Raw genomic sequence first — 17,390 nt, 5'->3', positions numbered from 1 at the left:
GGCCAGGTCCCATCGTGCGCACGACCCCCTGGATCGCCGCGGCCGTCCTCGCCGCGACGCTCGCCGCCCCGCCCGCGAACGCCCAAGCCCCGGAGGGTGACGCCATCGACGTCGCCGCCGGCGCTTCCACCGTCGCCCCCGGCATCGCCCTCGAGTCCTTCGACCGCTGGGAGGACCAGGGCTGGATCCGCGGTGACGCCGCCACGATCGACCTCCACGCCGACGTGCGCCCCGAATACCTCTCCCCCGGCTCGGTCGCCGCCACCGCGCCCGTCCGCGACCAGCTCGCCGGCGTGGACGGCGCGGTGCTGGCCTTCAACGCGGACTTCTTCGACATCAACGACACCGGCGGCGCCGAGGGCGTCGCCATCGCGGACGGCGAGCTCGTCAAGTCGGCCGCCGCCGGATCGTCGAACGTGATCGGGTTCGACGCCGACGGCACCGCCGCGATCCAGTCGATCGGCTTCGCCGGCACGGCGACGACCGGCACCGGCGCGCTCGACCTCTACGGCCTCAACGTCACCGCGCTGCCCGCCGACAGCATCGGCGTGTACGACGCCGCATGGGGCGAGGCGAGCCGCGCCCGAGTCGCCGACGGCGCGACGGCCCTCACCGAGGTCACCGTCGTGGACGGTGTCGTCGCGGCCGTCACCGATGCGCCCCAAGCGGGTCCGATCGCCGCGGACGCCACGGTGCTCTTCGGCCGCGAGGCCGGCGCGCAGGCGCTCGCGCAGTTGCAGATCGGCGACGAGGTCGCCGTCGACTACGCCGCCGTCCCCCAAGGCGACCTCCCCGAGACCGCCGTCTCCGGCCGCCAGATCCTCCTCCAGGACGGCGAGGTCGTGCCGCACGCCGACCAGGCCCGCCACCCGCGCACCGCCGTCGGCGTCGCCGAGGACGGCCGCACGCTCTACGTCCTCACCGTCGACGGCCGCCAGGCCGCCAGCGGCGGCTACACCCTCGAAGAGACCGCCGAGCAGCTCCTCGCGATGGGCGCGCACAGCGCCCTCAACCTCGACGGCGGCGGCTCCTCCACCCTCATCGCCCGCGCGCCGGGCACGAACGACCTCGTCACCGTCAACAGCCCTTCGGACGCGACGGAACGCGCCGTCGGCAACGGCCTCGCGTTCACCGTCCCCGCGGGCGACGGCGAACCGGCCGGGTTCGCGCTCGCCCCGCAGGCGCCGTTCAGCCCCGGCGCGATCGACGGCGCCGACTACGACCGGGTCTTCCCGGGCCTGACCAGGCCGCTCGACGCGGCCGCGTTCGACGACGCATACGGGCCCGCGGCGGCCGACCCGCACTGGCGGACCTCGCCGTCCCGGCTCGGCTGGGTCGACGACGACGGCGTCTTCCACGCCCGCAACCGCTCCGGCACCGCCACGGTCACCGTCAAGGACGGCGGCGCGGAAGGCACCACGGCGCTCCAGGTCCTCGGCCCGCTCGCCGCACTCGAACCGTCCCGCCGGCTCGTGTCCCTAGCGGACATCGGCGCCAGCGCGCCGTTCCAGCTCATCGGCGCCGACGCGCAGGGCTTCACCGCGCCCATCGACCCGGGCGACATCGACATCACGTACGACGACGACCTCTACGCGATCGCACCGGACGGCCTGGGCGGCTTCACGATCACCGCGAAGGCCGCGGGTTCCGGGACCGTCGAGCTCACCGTCGCCGGGCGCACCACCGCGCTCGCCGTCACCGTCGGCCTTGAGGAACAACCCGTCGCGGACTTCGGCGACGCCGCACAGTGGACGTTCTCGACGGCCCGCGCGACCGGCTCGATGGCGCCCGCCGACGGCCACGACGGGGCGGGCCTCGCCCTGACCTACGACTTCACCCAGTCCACCGCGACCCGCGCCGCCTACGCGAAGCCGCCCGCGGGCATCCCGGTCGCGGGCCAGCCGCAGCGGTTCGGGCTGTGGGCCAAGGGCGATGGCCACGGCGAGTGGCCGTCGCTGCATCTCAAGGACGCCAACGGGACCGACGTGGTGCTCCGCGGCGACTACCTGACCGAGCCGGGCTGGACCCGGCTCGAGTTCGACGTGCCGGCCGGCGTGGCCTACCCCGTCTCCGTGTACCGCTTCTACGTCGCCGAGACCCGCGCGACCGCCTCCTACCAGGGCTCGGTCACCATCAGCGACCTCGTCGCCTCCACCGCCCCGGAGGTCGCGATCCCGACCGCCGAACCCGCGGCCGACCCGCTCGTCGCCGGCGACCTCGACGGCGCCGACTGGACGTTCGCGGTCATGTCGGACGCGCAGTTCACCGCCGAGAACCCCGACAGCGCGATCGTCGCCTCGGCCCGCCGCACGCTCCGTGAGATCAAGGACTCCGGCGCGGAACTCCTGCTCGTCAACGGCGACCTCGTCGACGAATGCGAGAGCGACGACTTGGCGCTGGCCGAGCGGATCCTGGACGAGGAGCTCGGCGGCGAACTCGACTGGGTGTACGTGCCGGGCAACCACGAGGCCATGGGCTGCAAGGTGTCGGACTGGTCGGCGGTGTTCGGGCCGGCGTTCCGGACCTTCGACCGGAACGGCACCAGGTTCGTCACCCTCGACACCTCGGGGCTGACGATCGCGAAAGGCGGCTGGGAGCAGGTCCGCATGCTGCGGGACGCCCTCGACGCGGCCGCCGCGGACCCCGGCATCGACTCGGTCGCGGTCGTCGCGCACGTGCCCACGAACGACAAGAGCCCGCAGCAGGCGAGCCAGCTCGGGGACCGGCTCGAGGCCGAGGTGGTCGAGCAGTGGCTCACCGCCTTCGAGACCGGCAGCGGCAAGGAGGCGGTGTACATCGGCGCGCACGCCGGGTACTTCGACGCGTCCCGAGTGGACGGCGTCTCGTACTGGGTGAACGGCAACTCCGGCAAGGCCCCGTCGAGCACGCCCAGGGACGGCGGCTTCATCGGCTGGACCGAGTTCGGTCTCGGCGCCTCCGGTGGGGACTGGCTCACCGCGCAGGTCCGCCCGCAGGTGGACGAGTTGACCGTGGACGTGCCGGACCTCGCCCCGGGCGAGGTCGTCACCGTCGAAGCCGCACTGGCCCAAGGCGGTTCGCGAATCCCGGTGGTCTACCCGATGGGCGTGGCCTGGTCCGGCTCGAACGTCTACATCGGCGAGCGGCCGCCCGGCCCGCTGGCCTGGTGGCGCTACGACGCCTGGTTCGACCCGCAGACCCGCGAGCTGCGGGCCTGGCGCGCCGGCACCGTGGAGCTGACCGCCACCGTCAACGACGTCGCGGCGACGGACACGGCCGCCATCGGTTGAGGACGGCGAAGGGCCCGGGCGGCGGTGCCGTCCGGGCCTTCAGCGTCGGGGCACATGGCAGTCGGCGAGGTGGTCGTCGACCATCCCGACGGCCCGCATCATCGCGTAGGCCGTGGTCGGACCGACGAACTTGAAGCCGCGCTTCTTGAGCGCCTTGGAGAGCGCGGTCGACTCGGGGGTCACCGCGGGAACGTCGTCGATGAGCTTCGGGCGCTCGCGCCGCTCGGGCGCGAAGGACCACACGAGGTCGCTGAGGCCGCCGTCGGCGGTGTCGGCGAGCGCGGCGGCGGCCTTGGCGTTCGCGATGGTCGCGTCGATCTTCATGCGGTTGCGCACGATGCCCTCGTCGCCGAGGAGCCGTTCGGCGTCGGCCTCGGTGAACGCGGCGACCTTCGCGATCGCGAAGCCCGCGAAGGCCTTCCGGAAGGCCTCGCGCTTGCGCAGGATCACCAGCCAGGACAGGCCGGACTGGAAGGCCTCCAGGCTGACCCGCTCGAACAGGGCGTCGTCCCCGTGCACGGGGCGGCCCCACTCCTGGTCGTGGTAGTCGCGGTAGATCTGGGGCGCGACGCCCCAGGGGCACCGCACCAGGCCGTCGTCAACCGGGCCATCGCCACTCAGGCCGTCGTCACCCGCATCGCTCACCGTGCACTCCCGTCCCTCGTGCGAACCGCCCCGAGCGTACGCGCCGCCACCGACACTTCCCCCGACCCCGCTCCCGCGCGACCGATCGCTTATTGCAAGATACTTGCAATAGACTCGTGCGAGTCCCCCACCGAAGGAGCCCCGATGTCCCTCGCCCCCACCGGCCACGCCCTCCCCGACCTCGTCATGGCCTGGGGCCGCGGCCGCGCCCACTCCCGGATCACCGCCCGGCCCGAGCCGGTCGAAGGCGGCTTCCGGGTCGCCGTCGGCCCGCCCAGCGCCGAGGTCCGCGAGGTCTTCCACACCTACACCGCCGAGTCCCTGGCCGCGACCGCCGCGCGCCTCGACGAACCCGGCAACCAGGTCATGATCGCCGGGCCCTCCGCGCTCCTCGCCTCGATCGTGCCGTCGACCTGGACGATGGACGAGGGCGGCCACCTCATGACCGTCGCGTTCGCCCAGGAGCCCTGTGCGGTGCCCGCGGACTACCGGCTGCTCCTCGAAACCGACGGCTCGCTCACCGTCGCCCGCGTCTTCCACCGCAACGGCGACCACGCCGCCTCCGCCCGCCTCGGCCGCGACGGCGAGTTCGGCGTCTTCGACAAGGTCGTCACCGCCCCGCTCCACCAGCGCCGCGGCCTCGGCTCGCTCATGATGCGCGCGCTCTCGACCAGCGCCTACGCGCAGGGCATGCGGTTCGGGCTCCTCGTCGGGAGCGACGAGGGCCGGGCGCTCTACGAACACCTGGGCTGGTCGTTCGTCTCGGACTTCCCAGGCGCGCGCAGCAAGCGGGTTTGAGTAAAACGATTGCCGCGCATGGGTCCCGCTGCCAAGCTGAAGCCCATGACGGACGGATCAGCACAGCCCGAGTGGATCGAGGCCAACCGCGCGATGTGGGACGAGCGCGTCCCGCTGCACGCCGAGAGTGAGCTGTACGACCAGAACGGTTTCCGCGCCGGGCGCGACGAGATCCGCTCGTTCGAGGCGGCCGAGGTCGGCGACGTGACCGGCAAGCGGCTCGTGCACCTGCAGTGCCACATGGGCCAGGACACGCTCTCGTGGGCGCGGCGCGGCGCCGCGAAGGTCGTGGGCCTGGACTTCTCCAAGCCCGCGATCGACGTGGCGCGGGGCCTGGCGGCGGACATCGGGCTCGCCGACCGCGCCGAGTTCGTGGTCTCGGACGTGTACGACGCCGCCGCGGCCCTCCCGGACGCGGACTACGACATCGTCTACACGGGCATCGGGGCGCTCTACTGGCTGCCGGACATCCGGCGCTGGGCCGAGACGGCCGCGTCGCTGGTCGCGCCGGGAGGGTTCCTGTACCTCGCCGAGTTCCACCCGTTCCTCAACGTCTTCAAATGGGAGGCGCCGACCGAGGCCCGGGAGGACTACTTCCGCCCCGACCCGCTGGTGACGGACGAGCCGGGCTCGTACGTCGACCTGCAGGCCGAGACGATCGACAACCTCAGCTTCGCCCGCCTCCACACGCTGGGCGACATCGTCTCCGCGATCTGCGCGGCCGGGCTGCGGCTCGAGTTCCTGCACGAGCACGAGGTGACGGTGTTCCAGCAGTTCCCGGACCTCGTCCGGGGCGAGGACGGGTACTTCCGGTACCCGGCGGGGCGCCCGCGCCTGCCGCTCATGTACTCGCTGAAGGCGTCCCGGCCCGCTTAGAGGCCGGTCTGCCCCGTTTCTCCGACATTCCTCTGACATTGCTCCCAGGCCCGTCCGTGGTTTCGCCAGCAGTATTCGGCGGACGAACCGCAAGAGAGGGGCACACGGTGAGAACGAAGCAGACGCCGACGTACGAAGGCCGTCCGTACGCGAAGCAGGACGAAGAACTGGTCGACCAAGGCCTCCAATTCGACATCGGGACGCTCCTGAGCCGGCGCGGCGTGCTGTTCGCCGGGGCGGGCGTCGCGGTGGCGGGCCTCGCGGCGTGCGGCACGGGCGAAGCGGAGGCGACCGATTCAGGCGGCACCGCGGCCGCCGACGCGACGGATCTCACCGAGATCCCCGAGGAGACCGCGGGCCCGTACCCGGGCGACGGCTCCAACGGCGCGGACGTGCTCGAGCAGAGCGGCGTGGTGCGCAGCGACATCCGGTCGAGCTTCGGCTCGAGCACCACGACCGCCGAGGGCGTGCCGATGACGCTCGAGCTCACGGTCTACGACATGGCGAACGGCAACGCCCGCTTCGAGGGCGTCGCCGTGTACGTGTGGCACTGCAACCGGGACGGCGGGTACTCGATGTACTCCGAGGGCCTGGAGGACGAGAACTACCTGCGGGGCGTGCAGGTCGCCGACGCGGACGGGGTCGTGACGTTCACGAGCGTCTTCCCGGCCTGCTACGACGGGCGCTGGCCGCACATCCACTTCGAGGTGTACCCGGACGAGGCGTCGATCACGGACGCCGCCAACGCGATCGCGACCTCGCAGGTGGCGCTGCCGCAGGAGACCTGCGAGCTGGTGTACGCCGAGGAGGGGTACGAGCAGTCGGTCGAGAACCTGGGGAAGGTCGCGCTGGACACGGACAACGTGTTCAGCGACGACGGCGGGGCCTCGCAGCTCCCGGCGGTGTCCGGGGACGTGTCGAGCGGGTTCACCGTGTCCCTGCCGGTGGGTGTGGACACGTCGACCGAGGCGGGCGGCGGGGGCGCCGCGCCTTCCGGCGGCGGCGGAGCCCCGGGCGAGATGCCGTCGGGCGAGCCGCCGTCGGATCAGGGCTAGAGCGCGAAAGGCCGCTCCCGAGTAGGGAGCGGCCTTCGCTTTGCGTTCAGTGCAGGACGACGAGTCCGGTCGCGCCGAAGACGGTGGCCACCAGGGAGGGCCGGTTCCCGGCCTTGACGGGGAGTTTCGCGCCGACGGCCGCGAGGTGCGGCTCGATCCGCTCGGGGTGCGGGTGCACGGCTTCGAGGGAGACGAGCGGCACGACCGGCAGGTTCACGGACGGGTGCGCGGCCTCGCCCCAGTCGATGAGGAACGGGACGAGCCCGGTCTGGCCGCGCGCGACGTCGAGCGTGAGCTGCCAGGAGAGCTGCTGCCCGTTCGGGGTCCGGCGCGACATCGCGTGCGGCTCGCCGGGGTCGTAGCCGGCCTCGCGGGAGGCCGCGACGGCGGCCTCGATGCCGTCGACCCGGACGGCCCAGGTCGCGATGCGGGCCTCGGAGAGGCCGTCGATCCCGAAGGGGCGCGGCGCCTCCGGGTCGCCCTGCTCGGGGTCGGGGCCGATGATCTCGAGATAGCCGCCCTCGCCGAGGCCGAGCAGGAAGTTCCTCGTGCCCAGGCCGGGGTGCACGCCGCCGGGGACCGGCCGGGTGCCGGTCAGACGGGTGATCTCGGCGACCGTGGCGGCGAGGTCGGGCGTGGCGAGAACGAGGTGGTCGAGTGAGGACATAGGCCGCAGTTTAGTCACCGTGCGCCACTGGCGTAACGGGTGTCGCGCGGCGGCCGGGTCGGATCAGCGACGCCCGGGGTCGGTGAGGGCCCGCACCATCTCGTCCCCTTGGACCTCGATCGCGCGCTCCAGTGCCTCTTCGGCCTCGGCGCGGCCCGGTTCGTAGCCGATGCGGCAGCCTTCGGGCGTGAAGCCCGCATCCGCGGCGGGCGGGTCGGTGTCGCGGCGCATGAGGTCGCCGATGCCGTTCTCCAGCAGCCCGAACGCGTGGTGCGCCGCCGAGAGGGCCCGCAGGTACACCTCGTGCACGGGCTTGCCCTCCAGGATTTCTCGGACGTTGACCTCGACGAGGATGTGCTGGGTGTGCAGGACCTGGGAGGCGACGAGGCGGGAGGTCAGGGGGGCGTTGCCCTCCTCCATGAGCTCCTGCGCCAGGAGCACCGCGGACTGCCGCCGGTAGTCCATGGCGCTGATCAGCAGGGACGGCGTGGTCTGGATGAGGCGCTGCACTTGGAGGAACAGCGGCTTGTCGCTGAGGCCGGTCTGCGGGGCGCGGTGCTCGAGGAGGTCGACGAAGCGGTCGCGCAGGGCCGCGTGCGGGGTCTTGCCGCGGGCGCGCTCGCGAACGACGCGGGCGGCGTCGCCGATGTGGTGCTTCATGCCCCCGATGACGAGGTCTTCCTTGCTCGGGAAGTAGTTGAAGACCGTCGCCTTCGAGACGTCCGCCGCGGCGGCGATCTCCGCCACGGACACGTTCTCGTAGCCGCGCTCCTCGAACATCTGGAGGGCGGTCGCCTTCAACCGTCCCCACATGGCGTTCTTCTTGCGCTCGCGCAGGCCGCTGCGTGGTTCCATGCGTCAACTGTACCAAAGCGAAGTTGACCCGGCCAAAATTTGTTCCCGGAAAAAAGTTGTACCGGGTCAAAATACACTGCTATCCTCGTCGACATGACAGGAAACCGTCCCGCCCACACCCCGCGCAAGACCGCGCCGCACGCCGGCGAGGAGGCCTCACCGGAGGCGTCGATCCTCCGCCTCCTCGCCGATTACCTGCGCCCCCATCGCACTCTGCTCCTCCTCACGATCGCCTTCCAGATCGCCCAGACCCTCGCCTCGCTCTACATCCCCACCCTCAACGCGGACCTGATCAACAACGGCGTCGCCACCGGGGACACCGCCTACGTGATGCGCCACGGCGGCTTCATGCTCGGCGTCACCGTCCTCCAGCTCACCGCCACCGCCCTCGCGGTCTACTTCGGCGCCCGCGCCGCCATGGGACTCGGCCGCGACCTCCGCGCCGACCTCTTCGCCCAGGTGCAGCGCTTCTCCGCCGCCGAGATGGACCACTTCGGCGCGCCCTCGCTCATCACCCGCACCACCAACGACGTCACCCAGGTCGTCACCCTCCTGGTCTTCGGGCTCACGATGTTCATCACCGCCCCGATCACCGCGGTCGTCGGCCTCTCGCTCGCGCTCACCCTCGACGTGCCGATGACGGGCGTGCTCCTCGGCGCGATCCCGTTCATGGCGATCGCGATCTACTTCATCGTCATCTCGATGGTCCCCGCCAGCCGCGTCATGCAGCGGCGCATCGACTCGATCAACCAGGTCATGCGCGAGCACATCACCGGCATCCGCGTCATCCGCGCGTTCGTGCGCGACGACCACGAGCAGGACCGCTTCAGCGAGGCCAACGCCGAGCTCACCGACGCCGCCCTGCGCGTCGGCCGCGTCCAGGCGTTCTTCGGCGCCACCGCCATGATCTTCGGCAACGTCACCTCGATCGCCCTCGTGTGGTTCGGCGCCCAGTTCATCGCGGACGGCTCCATGCAGATCGGCGACCTCATCGCGTTCATCTCCTACGCCGGGCTCATCCTCGGCTCGGTCATGATGTCCATGGGCGTCTTCATGATGACCCCGCGCGCGAAGGTCGCCGCCGGGCGCATCCGCGAGGTCCTCGACACCGCCCCCTCCATCACGGACCCCGAGAACGCCGTCCACGAGCTGCCCGGCCGCGGCGAACTCGACCTCAAGGGCGTCGCCTTCCGGTACCAAGGAGCCGAGGCCGCCGTCCTGCGCGGCGTCGACCTCATTGCCCGGCCCGGCGAGACCACCGCGATCATCGGCTCCACCGGCGCCGGCAAGACCACCCTCCTCAACCTCATCCCGCGGCTGTTCGACGTCGACGAAGGCGCGATCCGCATCGACGGCGTCGACGTCCGCGACATGGACCGCGCCCTCATCGCGAGGACCGTCGGCCTCGTCCCCCAGCGCGCCTACCTCTTCTCGGGCACCATCGCCTCGAACCTGCGGTACGGCAACCCGGACGCCGACGACAAGACCCTGTGGCGCGCGCTCGAGACCGCGCAGGCCGCCGACTTCGTCCGGGCCATGTCCGACGGCCTCGACACCGTCATCGGCCAGGGCGGCACCACCGTCTCGGGCGGCCAGCGCCAGCGCCTCGCCATCGCGCGCACGCTCGTCGCGAACCCCCGGATCTACCTGTTCGACGACTCCTTCTCCGCGCTCGACACCGCGACGGACGCGGCCCTGCGGGCGGCGCTCGCGACCGAGATCGCCGACGCGGCGCAGGTGATCGTCGCCCAGCGGATCTCGACGATCCGCGACGCGGACCGCATCGTCGTCCTCGACGCCGGCCGCGTCGTCGGCACCGGCACCCACGACCAGCTGCTGGAGACCAACCCCGTGTACGCCGAGATCGTCAACTCCCAACTCACCCTCCAGGAGGCGCTGTGACCATGCGCGGACCCGGCATGGGCGGCGGCCCGGCCATGAAGAAGGCGGACGACTTCCGCGGCACCTCGCGCCGCATCGTCGCGCTCATCCAGCGCGACCGGTTCCGGCTGGCCTCGGTGCTCGGCTTCGGCGCCCTCATGGTGTGCGGCATGCTCGCCATCCCCACGATCCTCGGCGACGCCACCGACCTCGTGATCCGCGGCTCGGCCGCGGGCGGCGTCGACTTCGGCGCGCTCGCCAGGACCCTCGGCATCGCGCTCGGGATCGCGCTGGTGACGTTCGTGATCACGGTCCACAACGGGCGCACCATCGCGAAGATGGCGCAGCACATGGCCTTCGAGCTCCGCGAGGAGGCCGACCGGAAGATCGCGTCCCTCCCGTTGTCGTACTTCGACGCCCGGCCGCGCGGCGAAGTGCTGTCGCGGGTCACCAACGACATCGACAACCTGACGCAGACCGTCGGACAGGTGACGCAGCGGATCGTGCAGGGCGTCCTGTTCATCGTCGGCGTGCCGATCATGATGCTCACGATCTCGCCGGTGCTCACGGTGATCGTGGTGGTGACGCTGCCGCTCACGCTCCTCGCGACGCGCCTGATCGGCAAGCGCAGCCAGCCGCGGTTCGTGAAGCAGTGGGCGACCACGGGCAAGCTCAACGGGCACGTCGAGGAGATGATCACCGGGCACCAGCTGGTGACCCTCTTCGGCCGGCGCGACGAGGGCGCCGCGGTGTTCAAGCGCCACAACGAAGAGCTGTACGAGAACACCGTGCGGGCGCAATGGGTGTCGGGGCTTCTGGGCCCGGCCATGATGTTCCTCGGGTGGTTCACGTACGTGCTCGTGGCCGTCGCCGGCGGACTCCAGGTCGCGGCGGGGGCGCTCACCTTCGGCCAGATCCAGGCGTTCATCCAGTACACGGGCCAGTTCCAGAACCCGCTGAACATGCTGGCGGCCCTGTTCGGCCAGGTGCAGTCCGCGGTGGCCTCGGGCGAGCGGGTCTTCGAGCTGCTCGACGCCGATGAGCAGTCCCCCGACCCGGTCGCCGTCGACGACGCGCTGGCGCGGGTGGAGGGCCGCGTGGCGTTCGAGGACGTCTCGTTCCGGTACCTGCCGGACGAGCCGCTCATCGAGAACCTCTGGCTCTCGGCCGAGCCGGGCCAGACGGTGGCGATCGTCGGCCCGACGGGCGCGGGCAAGACCACGCTGGTCAACCTGCTCATGCGCTTCTACGACCTGGACGCGGGGCGGATCACCGTGGACGGCGTGGACGTCTCGACGGTCGAGCGGGAGCGGATGCGGCGGCGCATCGGCATGGTCCTGCAGGACACGTGGCTGTTCGACGGGACGATCGCCGAGAACATCGCGTACGGCAGGCCGGAGGCCACCCGCGACGAGGTGGTCGAGGCCGCTTCGGCGGCGCACGCGGACCACTTCATCCGGACGCTCCCGGACGGCTACGACACGGTGGTCGGCGCCGAGGAGGGCAGCCTGAGCGCCGGTGAGCGCCAGCTCATCACGATCGCGCGGGCGTTCCTCATCGACCCGTCGATCCTGATCCTCGACGAGGCCACGAGCTCGGTCGACACCCGGACCGAGATGCTCGTGCAGCAGGGCATGATCGCGCTGCGGCAGGGCCGCACGAGTTTCGTGATCGCCCACCGCCTCTCGACGATCCGCGACGCCGACGTGATCGTGGTGATGGAGCACGGCCGCGTCGTCGAACAGGGCGACCACGACGAACTCCTCGCCTCCGGCGGCGCCTACGCCCGCCTGTACGAGGCCCAGTTCGCACAACCCGCGGTAGAGGAGGAACCCGCCGGAGCCTGAGGGCGAGGCGGACCGAAACCGCAGCGGGCAAGGCCAGGAAACCAGGACCCGCAAACCGGTGGGCCAAGGCGTATTCGCCCTGGCCCACCGGCCGTATCCGAGGCGGCGCATGGGGCCGCCAGCGTGCGTCTGACCGCGTGTCACAACGGAGCGCGCCCCACGGCCCGCCGTCACGGCCCACGGCCCACGGCCCACGGCCCACGGCCCACGGCCCACGGCCCACGGCCCACGGCCCACGGCCCACGGCCCACGGCCCACGATAAATCCGCCGGCCATGGTCCGCCACCCACGCCCACGCCCACGCCCACGCCCACGCCCACGCCCACGCCCACGAGCAGCATCGCGCTTTTTCCGAGAGGTCGGACTCCCGAGCCGGGAGGCGTTCTACGGTGAGGGCATGCGACTCACCAAGTTCGGCCACTCCTGCGTCCGGTTCGACCTCGACGGCGGCTCTTTCGTGATCGACCCAGGCGTCTTCTCCGACCCCGCCGCGCTCGACGGGGTCGACGCCGTGTTCATCACCCACCAGCACGCCGACCACTGCAACGACCCGGAGCTGCGGCGGCTCCTCGAGGACGAGCCCGAGACGCGGATCTACGGGCCGGAATCGCTCTCGAACGTCCTGGGGCACCTCCCGTTCACGGCGGTCAGCGCGGGCGACGCGATCCCCGTGGCGGGCACCGAGGTCAAGGTCATCGGTCGGCAGCACGCCGTGGTCCACCCGGACATCCCGGCGGTGTCCAACGTCGGCTACCTCGTGGACGGCGTCTTCCACCCGGGCGACTCGTTCACGGTCCCCGACGAGCCTGTGCGGGTCCTGCTCGCACCGGTCTCGGCTCCGTGGATGAAGCTCGCCGAGGCCGTCGACTTCATCCGCGAGATCGACGCCCCGGTCGTGCACCCGATCCACGACGCGATCCTCAGCAAGGACGGCATCACCATCGTCGACCGCAACCTCGCCAACCTCATCGGCGAGCCGTACCAGCGCATCGCCGACGGGAATCCCACCACCATCTGAGACACCGCCCACAATGGCTTCCAGAGCCCCGCTCGAAGCCTGAAAACGTCGTACCCCCAAGCCACCCTTGTGATCGGGGGCGCGAAATACCGCCTCGACTCGATCTGTGGCGTGCCCGCGTTCCGTGGCAAACCCAAGGCCGACGCAAACCCAAGGCCGACACCGATCAGCGGTGCGGGCCGACCGCGACCGGCTCAGAAGGCCGTGAAGACGCCGTAGGCGGCGCTCACTGCGACCGCCGTGGCGCACACCAGCAGTGCTCCCGCGATAACGGCCCAGTCCGCTGCGTACATCCGCTGCTCGCGCGCGTAGGTCCGCGGGATCTCCGAGTCGAATCCGCGGGCGTCCATGGCCGCCGCGAGGCGGCCTGCGCGGCGGATCGCGCCGACGAGCAGGGCGAACATGGTCGAGACGAACAGCCGCACGCGCCGCGCCGGGTTCCAGCCGCCTTCGAGGCCGCGTGCGCGGCGGGCGCTGGTGATCTGGCGCCATTCCGCGCCCATCAGGGGCAGCAGGCGCAGGGCGGCCAGCGCGCCGAGGGTGAAGCGGGCGGGGGCGCGGAGTTGCTGGGTGAGGGCGTCGGCCAGGTCGGTCGGGTCGGTGGTGGCGAAGCCGAGGACGCCCGCGGTGGCGGCGACGAGGACGCGGAGGCCGATGGCGGTGGCGTCGAGGAGTGCGCCGGTGCTGATCTCCAAGGGGCCAAGGGCGATGAGGATGCGGCCGGTCTGCTCGGCGGCGAAGACGGCGTTCACGACCACCACGATGAGGGCCGCGGACCACAGCCAGCGCAGGCGTCGGGCGAGTGCGCCGATCCGTATGCCGCTGAAGGGGACCACGGCGAGGAGCGCGGCGAGTAGGAGCAGCGGGGTGAGCCAGTCGGAGGCGATGAGCGCGGTGGTGGAGACGGCGACGGCGGCGGTGAGTTTCGCGACGGGGTTGGCGCGGGCGATGGGGGCGCGGGCGTCGCAGACGGGGGCGAGGCTGATGGTCATCGGCGGCGTTCCTCGGCGATGCGGCCGGCGTTGAGGACGAGTTCGCGTCCGGCGAGGGCGGCGGCGAAGTCGCGGTCGTGGGTGACGGCGAGGAGCGCGGTGCCTTCGTCGCGGATGTCGGCGGTGAGGTCGACGAGTTCGCCCCAGGTGCGCCGGTCCTGGCCGAAGGTGGGTTCGTCGAGGAGGAGCACGCCGGGCGCGGCGGCGAGTGCGCCTGCGACGGAGAGGCGGCGGGCTTCGCCGCCGGAGAGCGTGTGCGGGTTGGCGTTCGCCAAGGGCGCCAGGCGAAGGCGTTCGAGGAGTTCCGAGACGCGGGCGTCGATGCGGTCCTTGGGCCAGCCGGCTTGACGTGGCCCGAAGGCGAGTTCGTCCTGCACGGTCGCGGTGACGAACTGGTGCTCGGGGTCTTGGAAGACGGAGCCGATCCGCGTGGCGAGGCGCCGGGCGGGGAGCCGGTGGAGGGGCCGGGTCTCGCCGGGGACGGTGGAGCGGCCGCGGGTGGGTTTGGCGAGGCCGCCGGCGAGGAGCGCGAGGGTGGACTTGCCGGAGCCGTTGGGTCCGGTGACGGCGAGCAGTTCGCCTTGGCGCAGTTGGAAGGAGACGTCGTCGAGGGCGGGGTGGTCGGTGCCGGGGTGGAGGAGGGTGAGGGATTCGCCGTGCAGGGCGACGTCGCCCGCGGCAAGGGCCGGACGGGTGGGGAGCGGCACGCCGGGGACCCAGACGCCTTGGGCGGCAAGGTGGTCGCCGTGCTCGGCGAGGACGGCCTCGGCGGGGCCGTCGGCGAGGAGGGTGCCGCCGGGGCCGAGGGCGATGACGCGGTCGACCAGGTCGAGGATCTCGGCGACGCGGTGCTCGACGACGATGAGGGTGGCCTCGGTGTCGGCCAGCGCGGTGCGCAGGGCCGCGCGGACGTCTCGGGCGCCTTCGGGGTCGAGGTTCGCGGTGGGTTCGTCGAGGAGGATGAGGTCGGGGCGGCGGGCGAGGACGCCGGCGAGGGCGAGTCGCTGCTGCTCGCCGCCGGAGAGGGCGTGCGTGGGGCGGTCGACGCCGTAGGGGAAGCCGACGGCGGCGAGGGCTTCGCGGACGCGGGGCCAGATCCGGTCGCGGGGCACGGCCTGGTTCTCGAGGCCGAAGGCGACGTCGTCGCCGCTGCGGGCCATGACGAGCTGCGTCTCGGGGTCCTGGAAGAGGATGCCGACGCGGTCCTGCTGCTCGGCGGCGGGCTTGCCGTCGATGAGGACGTCGCCGTCCTGCTCGCCGGAGTCCTCGGTGAGGAGTCCGGCGAGCGCGGCGAGCAGGGTGGACTTGCCGGACCCGGAGGGCCCGAGCAGGAGCACCCGCTCGCCGGGTTCGACGCGGAGGTCGACGCCCGTGACCGCCTGGGCGCGGCGTCCGGCGTGGCGCCAGGCGAAGCCGCGGAACTCGACCGGGATCATGGCGTCGTCAGATCCGCTGCCGTTCGCGGCCGGCGGGGAACCGGTCGAGGACGCCGGTGGGGAGCATGGCCTTGACGAGGCCCTTGGAGCCGAGTCCGGCGACGATGGCGCTGGAGGCGGCGGCGATGGCGACGTACGGGACCTTGAAGGCCCAGAGGTCGGCGTCGGGGTACCAGTAGAAGACGTCCCACAGGGTGCCGGCGACGCCGGCGAGCGCGCCGGCGGCGAGGGCGGTGGCGTTGCCGAAGCGGCGGTAGCGGCCCGCGGCGAAGGGCAGTTCGCCGCCGAGTCCTTGGAGGAGGCCCTGGTAGATGACGGTCATGCCGTAGGGGGAGCCGAGGAGCAGCGACATGAGGGCGGCGAGGCCTTCGGTGAAGATGCCGGCGCCGGCCTTGCGGACGATGAGCGGGGCGAGGACGGCGGGGATGAGCCAGAGGCCGTAGACGACCGCGGCGAGCGGCGGGTAGAAGGAGAGGGCCGGGCTGAGGGCGGCCCAGACGAAGTTCCAGGCCCAGAAGACGACGCTGAAGGCGACGGCGAGCACGGCGCAGGTGAGGATGTCGACCGTGCGCCAGCGGCTGGGGTTCAAGGAGGCTCTGTTGAGGGCGGGGCTGTCGGGCATGGGCTTGCCTTTCAAAGGTGTGCGGGCATTGCGCGACAGCGGTGACGACTTCCTACGCCGGTATTACCCGGATCAGGTGTGAGGGTCTGCGGTCGGTTCCGCACTCTCAGCCAATCGGCTCCCCTGTCAGTTTCGACGTTAACACCAGGAGGCGGGTGGTTACCTCCAGCGATCCCAGCGGGTGGCCTCGGACGCTCGGCGGGCGTGCGCGAGATCGATGGCGGCGCGGTCGCCGGGGCCGGATAGATTGCCGTGATGGCGACTGAACGGGATTGGGAGCGGGTGCGGCGGGTCGTGGAGGCGCTGCCGGAGGGCACCTGGACGTCGTACGGGGACCTCGCGGAGCTGATCGGCACGGGCCCGCGGCAGGTCGGGGCGTACATGCGGGACGGCAATGTGGCGCGGGCGTACCGGGTCCTCACCGCGGGCGGCACGGTCTCGGAGGGGTTCCGCTGGGCCGACGGCCGCACGGGGCGCGATGTGCCCGAGCTCCTGCGCGCCGACGGCGTGACGGTGAGCGCCAAGGGCCGCGCCGACCGCGCCCAGCGCATGTCGGTCTACGACCTGAAGCTCCTCGCGGCCGAGCTCGACGAGGATGAACCGGCACCAGACGACCCGGCACCAGACGACAGCGACGACTGGAAATAACCCGCTAAATCATGATATTTCCGGTCTTAGGGACCCCTGGCGTAAAAGTACTCCCCCGGTGCGACATCGGTTCCTCGAACAAGATCCGAGGAATCCTCGATCGCGCACTGGGGCACGGACGAGGCCCGGGCCCGCGGATCAGTGCAGCGCTTCGTCCGGGTCGGTGCGGCGCCATGACGTGAAGGCGACCGTGAGGCCGGCTCGGCTCGGCGCGCAGCAGTAGGGCCCGGCCTTCGCTTCGACGCCGGGTTCGAGCGGGGCGAGGCGCACGAGGCGCCACGGCTCGTCCTCCACCCGGGCGCGGATGACGACCGCGTCCTCGAAGCGGCTGGCGCGGATGGTCACCTCGCGGCCGGCCCAGTCGGGCACGGGCGCGACCGACCAGTCGGACTTCCCGGCGGTGACCACGGCGCCCACTTGCGGTGCGCCGTCGGCGAACTCGACCCCGGCCTTGATCCAGCGCCCGGCGTCGACGCGGATCATGAGCCCCGCCTGGTCGAACTGCGCCTCGAATGCCGCGATGAAGCTCACTTCGACCGCCCGCTCGCCGTCCCACTCCTCCAGGAGCGCGTGCTCGTCCTCGTGGACGAAGCCGTAACCGGTGTGCCGCCACGCGTCGCTGCCCTCGGCGGCGGTGACGAGCAGCCGCCCGTCTGACTCCTCCTCCGCCGCGACCGGCAGCGCCGTCCAGGCGCCGGACTTCCAAGGGATCTCGATCGGTGCCAAGTTGTCCATCGCCCCGAGCCTACTGTCGTCACGGGCCGTCACACCAGTGCGGTAG

15 protein-coding genes and 1 riboswitch are annotated in these 17,390 nt (G+C 71.9%); of the genes, 8 read left to right on the top strand and 7 right to left on the bottom strand.

Going from position 1 to position 17,390, the window contains the following annotated elements:
• Positions 1-14: 14 nt before the first annotated feature.
• Positions 15-3,269 carry a phosphodiester glycosidase family protein gene (locus O2L01_RS16425; protein ID WP_270123058.1) on the top strand — a complete coding sequence of 1,085 codons (3,255 nt, stop codon included), beginning with the start codon at positions 15-17 and terminating at the stop codon, positions 3,267-3,269.
• A gap of 39 nt (positions 3,270-3,308) precedes the next feature.
• On the opposite strand, the gene O2L01_RS16420 is transcribed toward O2L01_RS16425, so the two are convergent.
• Positions 3,309-3,890 carry a DNA-3-methyladenine glycosylase I gene (locus tag O2L01_RS16420; RefSeq protein WP_374727688.1) on the bottom strand — a complete coding sequence of 194 codons (582 nt, stop codon included), beginning with the start codon at positions 3,888-3,890 and terminating at the stop codon, positions 3,309-3,311.
• 168 nt (positions 3,891-4,058) lie between these two features.
• On the opposite strand from O2L01_RS16420, the gene O2L01_RS16415 reads away from it, so the two are divergent.
• From O2L01_RS16415 to O2L01_RS16405, 3 genes are all read left to right on the top strand, one after another.
• Positions 4,059-4,712, top strand: coding sequence for a GNAT family N-acetyltransferase (locus tag O2L01_RS16415; RefSeq protein WP_270123056.1), 654 nt, complete (start codon positions 4,059-4,061; stop codon positions 4,710-4,712).
• Between the two features lie 45 nt (positions 4,713-4,757).
• A complete protein-coding gene (locus tag O2L01_RS16410; RefSeq protein WP_270123055.1) occupies positions 4,758-5,588 on the top strand; it encodes a class I SAM-dependent methyltransferase in 831 nt (276 codons plus the stop codon).
• Between the two features lie 107 nt (positions 5,589-5,695).
• Positions 5,696-6,643, top strand: coding sequence for an intradiol ring-cleavage dioxygenase (locus O2L01_RS16405; protein WP_270123054.1), 948 nt, complete (start codon positions 5,696-5,698; stop codon positions 6,641-6,643).
• Between the two features lie 46 nt (positions 6,644-6,689).
• On the opposite strand, the gene O2L01_RS16400 is transcribed toward O2L01_RS16405, so the two are convergent.
• Both O2L01_RS16400 and O2L01_RS16395 read right to left on the bottom strand, forming a co-directional pair.
• Entirely contained in the window at positions 6,690-7,310 is a 621-nt protein-coding gene (locus O2L01_RS16400; protein WP_270123053.1) for a VOC family protein, read from the bottom strand.
• A 63-nt stretch (positions 7,311-7,373) separates the two neighbouring features.
• A complete protein-coding gene (locus O2L01_RS16395) occupies positions 7,374-8,165 on the bottom strand; it encodes a TetR/AcrR family transcriptional regulator (RefSeq protein ID WP_270123052.1) in 792 nt (263 codons plus the stop codon).
• 93 nt (positions 8,166-8,258) lie between these two features.
• Between O2L01_RS16395 and O2L01_RS16390 the strand changes: the two genes are divergently transcribed.
• The 3 genes from O2L01_RS16390 (at position 8,259) to O2L01_RS16380 (ending at position 12,911) form a co-directional block, all read left to right on the top strand.
• Positions 8,259-10,067 carry an ABC transporter ATP-binding protein gene (locus tag O2L01_RS16390; RefSeq protein ID WP_270123051.1) on the top strand — a complete coding sequence of 603 codons (1,809 nt, stop codon included), beginning with the start codon at positions 8,259-8,261 and terminating at the stop codon, positions 10,065-10,067.
• Positions 10,068-10,069: 2 nt separating this feature from the next.
• Positions 10,070-11,893 (top strand): ABC transporter ATP-binding protein, encoded by a 1,824-nt coding sequence (locus O2L01_RS16385; protein WP_270123159.1) that lies wholly within the window; start codon positions 10,070-10,072, stop codon positions 11,891-11,893.
• A 397-nt stretch (positions 11,894-12,290) separates the two neighbouring features.
• Complete coding sequence (locus O2L01_RS16380; RefSeq protein WP_270123050.1) at positions 12,291-12,911, top strand: MBL fold metallo-hydrolase; 621 nt, start codon at positions 12,291-12,293, stop codon at positions 12,909-12,911.
• 194 nt (positions 12,912-13,105) lie between these two features.
• On the opposite strand, the gene O2L01_RS16375 is transcribed toward O2L01_RS16380, so the two are convergent.
• From O2L01_RS16375 to O2L01_RS16365, 3 genes are read right to left on the bottom strand one after another with little or no spacing between them, the layout of a single operon-like run.
• The gene (locus O2L01_RS16375) at positions 13,106-13,903 is read right to left on the bottom strand and encodes an energy-coupling factor transporter transmembrane component T family protein (RefSeq protein ID WP_270123049.1); all 798 of its coding nucleotides are present in this window, start codon (positions 13,901-13,903) and stop codon (positions 13,106-13,108) included.
• Positions 13,900-15,339, bottom strand: coding sequence for an ABC transporter ATP-binding protein (locus O2L01_RS16370; RefSeq protein WP_270123048.1), 1,440 nt, complete (start codon positions 15,337-15,339; stop codon positions 13,900-13,902). The genes O2L01_RS16375 and O2L01_RS16370 overlap by 4 nt, the downstream gene beginning before the upstream one ends.
• A gap of 7 nt (positions 15,340-15,346) precedes the next feature.
• Positions 15,347-15,961: an ECF transporter S component gene (locus tag O2L01_RS16365; RefSeq protein ID WP_270123047.1), complete on the bottom strand. Its 615-nt coding sequence runs from the start codon at positions 15,959-15,961 to the stop codon at positions 15,347-15,349.
• Between the two features lie 32 nt (positions 15,962-15,993).
• A riboswitch (TPP riboswitch) is annotated at positions 15,994-16,096 on the bottom strand.
• Positions 16,097-16,216: 120 nt separating this feature from the next.
• On the opposite strand from O2L01_RS16365, the gene O2L01_RS16360 reads away from it, so the two are divergent.
• Positions 16,217-16,609, top strand: a complete 393-nt coding sequence (locus O2L01_RS16360; protein ID WP_270123046.1) for an MGMT family protein — start codon at positions 16,217-16,219, stop codon at positions 16,607-16,609.
• 138 nt (positions 16,610-16,747) lie between these two features.
• Here O2L01_RS16360 and O2L01_RS16355 read toward each other — a convergent pair whose 3' ends face one another.
• Entirely contained in the window at positions 16,748-17,344 is a 597-nt protein-coding gene (locus O2L01_RS16355; RefSeq protein WP_270123045.1) for a DUF1349 domain-containing protein, read from the bottom strand.
• Between the last annotated feature and the right edge of the window lie 46 nt (positions 17,345-17,390).

Source organism: Glycomyces lechevalierae (assembly GCF_027622945.1).
Taxonomy (GTDB): domain Bacteria; phylum Actinomycetota; class Actinomycetes; order Mycobacteriales; family Micromonosporaceae; genus Glycomyces; species Glycomyces rutgersensis.
Note: the sequence above shows the minus strand (reverse complement) of the source record. Positions and strands in the feature narration are given on the sequence as shown.

Excerpts from the sequence above, each read along its gene's own strand:
- O2L01_RS16415 (WP_270123056.1), top strand. The coding sequence starts at position 4,059 with ATGTCCCTCGCCCCCACCGGCCACGCCCTCCCCGACCTCGTCATGGCC.
- O2L01_RS16410 (WP_270123055.1), top strand. The coding sequence starts at position 4,758 with ATGACGGACGGATCAGCACAGCCCGAGTGGATCGAGGCCAACCGCGCG.
- O2L01_RS16400 (WP_270123053.1), bottom strand. The coding sequence starts at position 7,310 with ATGTCCTCACTCGACCACCTCGTTCTCGCCACGCCCGACCTCGCCGCC.
- O2L01_RS16395 (WP_270123052.1), bottom strand. The coding sequence starts at position 8,165 with ATGGAACCACGCAGCGGCCTGCGCGAGCGCAAGAAGAACGCCATGTGG.
- O2L01_RS16390 (WP_270123051.1), top strand. The coding sequence starts at position 8,259 with ATGACAGGAAACCGTCCCGCCCACACCCCGCGCAAGACCGCGCCGCAC.
- O2L01_RS16385 (WP_270123159.1), top strand. The coding sequence starts at position 10,070 with ATGCGCGGACCCGGCATGGGCGGCGGCCCGGCCATGAAGAAGGCGGAC.
- O2L01_RS16380 (WP_270123050.1), top strand. The coding sequence starts at position 12,291 with ATGCGACTCACCAAGTTCGGCCACTCCTGCGTCCGGTTCGACCTCGAC.
- O2L01_RS16375 (WP_270123049.1), bottom strand. The coding sequence starts at position 13,903 with ATGACCATCAGCCTCGCCCCCGTCTGCGACGCCCGCGCCCCCATCGCC.
- O2L01_RS16370 (WP_270123048.1), bottom strand. The coding sequence starts at position 15,339 with ATGATCCCGGTCGAGTTCCGCGGCTTCGCCTGGCGCCACGCCGGACGC.
- O2L01_RS16365 (WP_270123047.1), bottom strand. The coding sequence starts at position 15,961 with ATGCCCGACAGCCCCGCCCTCAACAGAGCCTCCTTGAACCCCAGCCGC.
- O2L01_RS16360 (WP_270123046.1), top strand. The coding sequence starts at position 16,217 with ATGGCGACTGAACGGGATTGGGAGCGGGTGCGGCGGGTCGTGGAGGCG.
- O2L01_RS16355 (WP_270123045.1), bottom strand. The coding sequence starts at position 17,344 with ATGGACAACTTGGCACCGATCGAGATCCCTTGGAAGTCCGGCGCCTGG.